At 64.7% G+C, this 4,775-nt stretch carries 4 protein-coding genes; all 4 read left to right on the top strand.

Annotated features, from left to right (window positions below; all coding sequences use genetic code 11):
- Positions 1–539, top strand: a 539-nt coding sequence (locus ACOJTD_RS10845; protein ID WP_420132923.1) for an HlyD family efflux transporter periplasmic adaptor subunit, incomplete at its 5' end; no start/stop codon positions are given.
- A complete protein-coding gene (rbbA, locus tag ACOJTD_RS10840; RefSeq protein ID WP_420132922.1) occupies positions 536–3,298 on the top strand; it encodes a ribosome-associated ATPase/putative transporter RbbA in 2,763 nt (920 codons plus the stop codon). The genes ACOJTD_RS10845 and rbbA, both read left to right, overlap by 4 nt.
- 1 nt (position 3,299) lies before the next feature.
- Entirely contained in the window at positions 3,300–4,415 is a 1,116-nt protein-coding gene (locus tag ACOJTD_RS10835; RefSeq protein ID WP_420132921.1) for an ABC transporter permease, read from the top strand.
- 202 nt (positions 4,416–4,617) lie between these two features.
- A partial coding sequence (locus tag ACOJTD_RS10830; RefSeq protein WP_420132924.1) for a helix-turn-helix domain-containing protein occupies positions 4,618–4,775 on the top strand: 158 nt, incomplete at its 3' end.

Genomic DNA, 4,775 nt, shown 5'->3' with positions numbered 1-4,775 from the left:
CCGAGGCGGCGATCAGCGCCGCCAAGGCGCAGGTCGTCGATGCCGGTGCGGCAGTCGATGCGGCGAAGGCGGCGATCGATAGTATCACCGTGGAAATCAACGACTCGACGCTGAAAACGCCGCGTGACGGCCGCGTGCAGTATCGTGTCGCGCAGCCCGGCGAAGTGCTGGGTGCGGGTGGTCGCGTGCTCAATCTCGTCGACCTCAGCGACGTCTACATGACGTTCTTCCTGCCGACCGCGCAGGCCGGCCAGGTTGCGATCGGTGCCGATGTGCGCCTGGTGCTGGATGCGCTGCCCGATGTGGTGATCCCGGCGAAAGCGACCTTCGTGGCCGACACCGCGCAGTTCACGCCGAAGACAGTGGAGACCGAGGAAGAGCGGCAGAAGCTGATGTTCCGCGTCAAGGCGCACATCCCGCAGGAATTGCTGCGCAAATACATCGCTCTGGTGAAGACCGGCCTGCCCGGCGTCGCATATGTCCAACTCGATCCCAAAGCGCAATGGCCCGCCAAAGTCAGCGGAGCGCCGGTGCAATGAGCGACCCCGCGGCGGGCGCTGCGATGTCCGCGCCGATCGTCCGCCTTAAAGGCGTGACGCTGCGCTACGGCAACACGCTGGCGCTCGATGATATCACGCTCGATCTGCCGGCCGGCTGCATGATCGGACTGATCGGGCCTGACGGCGTCGGCAAGTCGAGCTTGTTATCACTGATCTCGGGCGCGCGCGCCGTGCAGCAAGGCCGCGTCGAAGTCTTCGGTGGCGACATCGCCGACCCAAAACATCGCCGCGACTCGTGTCCGCGCATCGCCTATATGCCGCAGGGGCTCGGCAAGAATCTGTATCCGACGCTGTCGGTGTTCGAGAACGTCGACTTCTTCGGGCGATTGTTCGGCCAGGGGCATGCCGAGCGCGCCCGGCGGATTGCCGAACTGCTTGAAAGCACGGGGCTTTCGGCGTTTTCCGAAAGGCCGGCCGGGAAGCTGTCGGGCGGCATGAAGCAGAAGCTCGGCCTGTGCTGCGCGCTGATCCACGATCCGGATCTGTTGATCCTCGACGAGCCGACCACCGGCGTCGATCCGCTGTCGCGCCGGCAGTTCTGGGAATTGATCAACGATATCAGGGCGCAGCGCCCCGGTATGAGCGTCGTCGTGGCGACCGCCTACATGGAGGAGGCGGAGCGCTTCGACCACCTGGTGGCGATGAATGCCGGGCGCGTTCTGGCGCAGGCAACACCCGCGGAATTGTTGAGGCAAACTCGAGGCAGCACGCTCGACGCCGCCTTCATCGCGCTGCTGCCCGAAGACGAGCGCCGCGGCTATTCCGAGGTGGTGATTCCGCCGCGCAAGTCGGGTCAGTCCGGAGTTGCGATCGAGGCCGAGCATCTCACGATGAGGTTCGGCGACTTCACCGCGGTCGACGACGTGTCGTTCCGGATCGAGCAGGGCGAGATCTTCGGCTTCCTCGGCTCCAACGGTTGCGGCAAGACCACCACGATGAAGATGCTGACCGGGTTGCTGGCAGCGACCGAGGGCAAGGCGCGGCTGTTCGGCAACGAGGTCGATCCGAACGACATGTCGGTGCGTCGCCGCGTCGGTTACATGTCGCAGGCGTTCTCGCTCTACAGCGAACTCACCGTGCGGCAAAATCTCGAACTGCACGCCAAGTTATTCCGGATGGAGCCGGAGACGATCGAACCGCGCATCGCCGAGATGGAGCGGCGGTTCGATCTCACTGAGATCATCGACAAGCTGCCGGACGAACTGCCGCTCGGCATCAGGCAGCGGCTGTCGCTGGCGGTGGCGATGATCCATTCGCCCGGCATCCTGATTCTCGACGAGCCGACCTCCGGCGTCGATCCGGTGGCGCGCGACGGCTTCTGGCAGATCCTCTCGGACCTGTCGCGCAACGACAACGTCACCATCTTCGTCTCGACGCATTTCATGAACGAGGCCGAGCGCTGCGACCGCATCTCGCTGATGCATGCCGGCCGGGTGCTGATCAGCGACTCGCCACGCGCGATTGTCGAAAGCCGCAACGCCGATAGTCTCGAGACCGCCTTTATCGCCTATCTGGAAGACGCGATAGGCGCGCAGGCGAAACCCGCGCCTGTGGCCGCCGCAGCGACTCCGACCGAAGACAACGAACCGCCGCGCGCGTCGATGCGCAGCTGGTTCGATCCGCGGCGGATGTTCGCCTATACGCGGCGCGAGGCGCTGGAGCTGCGGCGCGATCCGATCCGTGCCACCATGGCGCTGCTCGGCAGCGTGGTGCTGATGTTCGTGCTCGGTTACGGCATCAATCTCGACGTCGAGAAGCTGACCTTCGCGGCGCTCGACCGCGACGACACCACGATCAGCCGCGACTACATCCTCAACATCGCCGGCTCGCGCTACTTCGCTGAGCAGCGGCCGATCACCGATTACGCCGATCTCGACCGGCGGATGCGCAGCGGCGAGCTCACCATGGCGATCGAGATCCCGCCCGGCTTCGGCCGCGACGTATCGCGCGGCCGTCCGGTCGAGATCGGCACCTGGATCGACGGCGGCATGCCGGCGCGCGCCGAAACCGCGCGCGGCTACGCGCAGGCGATGCATCTGTCATGGCTCAGCCAGAAGGCGCGCGAACTCTACGGCGACGCCGCGGCCGCCGGCAGCTTCCAGATCGAAATGCGCTATCGCTACAATCCCGGCATCAAAAGCCTGGTGGCGATGGCGCCGGCGGTGATCCCGCTGTTGCTGATGATGATTCCGGCGATGCTGGCGGTGCTCAGCGTGGTGCGCGAGAAGGAGCTCGGCTCGATCATCAATTTCTACGCGACGCCGACGACGCGGCTCGAATTCCTGATCGGCAAGCAACTGCCGTACGTCGTGCTGGCGATGATCAATTGCGTATTCCTCACCGCCTTCGCCATCTTGGTGTTTCAGGTGCCGTTCACCGGCAGCCTGCTGGCCTACGGCACCGGCGCGCTGCTCTACGTCATCATCGCCACCGGCCTCGGTCTGGTGCTCTCCACTTTCATGCAGAGCCAGATCGCCGCGATCTTCGGCACCGCGCTGCTGACGCTGATCCCGGCGCTGCAGTTCTCCGGCCTGATCGACCCGGTGTCGTCGCTGCAAGGTTTCGGCGCGGTGGTGGGTACGCTGTATCCGACCACGTATTTCGTCAATATCTCGCGCGGCGCCTTTTCAAAGGGGCTCGGTTTCGCCGACATGTGGTCGTCGCTGCTGCCGCTGCTGATCACCGTGCCGGTGTTGCTCGGCGCCGGCGCGGCGCTCCTCAAGAAACAGGCGAAGTGACGTGCGGATCTCCAACATCGTCCAGCTCGGCGTCAAGGAATTGCGCGGCCTGCTGCGCGATCCGATGCTGATGGTGCTAATCGTCTACGCCTTCACGGCCTCGATCTACATCGAATCCAAGGCGCTGCCGGAGACGCTCAACCACGCTGCGATCTCGATCGTCGACGAGGACCGCTCGCCGGTGTCGGAGCGAATCATCACTGCGTTCAATCCGCCGTATTTCTCGATCCCCAAGCTGATCACCCAGGCCGAGATGGACAAGCGGATGGACGCCGGGCTCGATACCTTCGCGCTCGACATCCCGCCGAATTTCCAGCGCGACCTGTTGGCCAAGCGATCGCCGACCATCCAGCTCAACATCGACGCCACCCGCGTGACCCAGGCCTTCACCGGCGGCGGCTATGTGCAGACCATCGTCAACGGCGAGATCAACGAGTTTCTCGCGCATCACAGGGCCGCGGCCTCGGTCCCGGTCGAGCAGACGCTGCGCGTCCGCTTCAATGCCGAGCTCAACAAAGGCTGGTTCGGCGCTGTCAACGAGCTGATCACGGCCATTACCATGCTGTCGATCATCCTCACCGGCGCGGCGCTGATCCGCGAGCGCGAGCACGGCACCATCGAGCATCTGCTGGTGATGCCGGTGACGCCGCTCGAGATCATGATCAGCAAGGTGTGGTCGATGGGCGGCGTGGTGCTGCTCGCGTCGGCCTTCGCGCTGACGGTGGTGATCCAGGGCGTGCTGAGCGTGCCGGTGCAGGGCTCGCTGCTGCTGTTCCTGGCCGGCACCGCGCTGCATCTGTTCGCCACCACCAGCATGGGGATCTATCTCGCCACCGCGGCCGGCACGATGCCGCAGTTCGGTTTGCTGATGATGCTGATCCTGGTGCCGCTGCAGGCGCTGTCCGGCGGCCTCACGCCGCGCGAAAGCATGCCGCAGATCATCCAGGATATCATGCTGCTGGCGCCGAATACGCACTTCGTGTCGTTGTCGCAAGCCATCCTGTTCCGCGGCGCCGGGCTCGATGTGGTGTGGCCGCAGTTTCTGGCGCTGCTGGTGATCGGCACCACTCTGTTCGCGCTGGCGCTCAGTCACTTCCGGCGATTCCTGAATACGTGAGAGGCCCAGGTCGTCTTCGTGTTCCTACGCTTCTCTCTCATGTAGACCTGATGGTCTCCCCGCGCCGCAGCGCGCCCCCTCTCCCGCTCGCGGGAGAGGGCTGGGGTGAGGGCGACGCAGGGGTACGGACCGGGTAGATTCCTGACAGTTCAGACCGGGATGATTGTCGACAGTTCACACTGCATCGGAGGGAGGACCGCCGATGCCTTTTGTGGAGATCTGTCGGATGGATCAGCGGGTGCAGATGCTGTCGGACTATGCGAGCGGCAATTGGAGCGTGTCGGATCTGTGCCGGCGCTACGGCGTCAGTCGGGACACATTCTATGAGTGGCGGCGGCGTCGCGACAGCGGGGCCGAGGA

It is taken from the genome of Rhodopseudomonas sp. (assembly GCF_048594845.1).
In the GTDB taxonomy this organism is placed as follows: domain Bacteria; phylum Pseudomonadota; class Alphaproteobacteria; order Rhizobiales; family Xanthobacteraceae; genus Rhodopseudomonas.
Note: the sequence above shows the minus strand (reverse complement) of the source record. Positions and strands in the feature narration are given on the sequence as shown.

Coding starts and splice junctions, on each gene's coding strand:
- rbbA (WP_420132922.1), top strand. CDS start 536: ATGAGCGACCCCGCGGCGGGCGCTGCGATGTCCGCGCCGATCGTCCGC.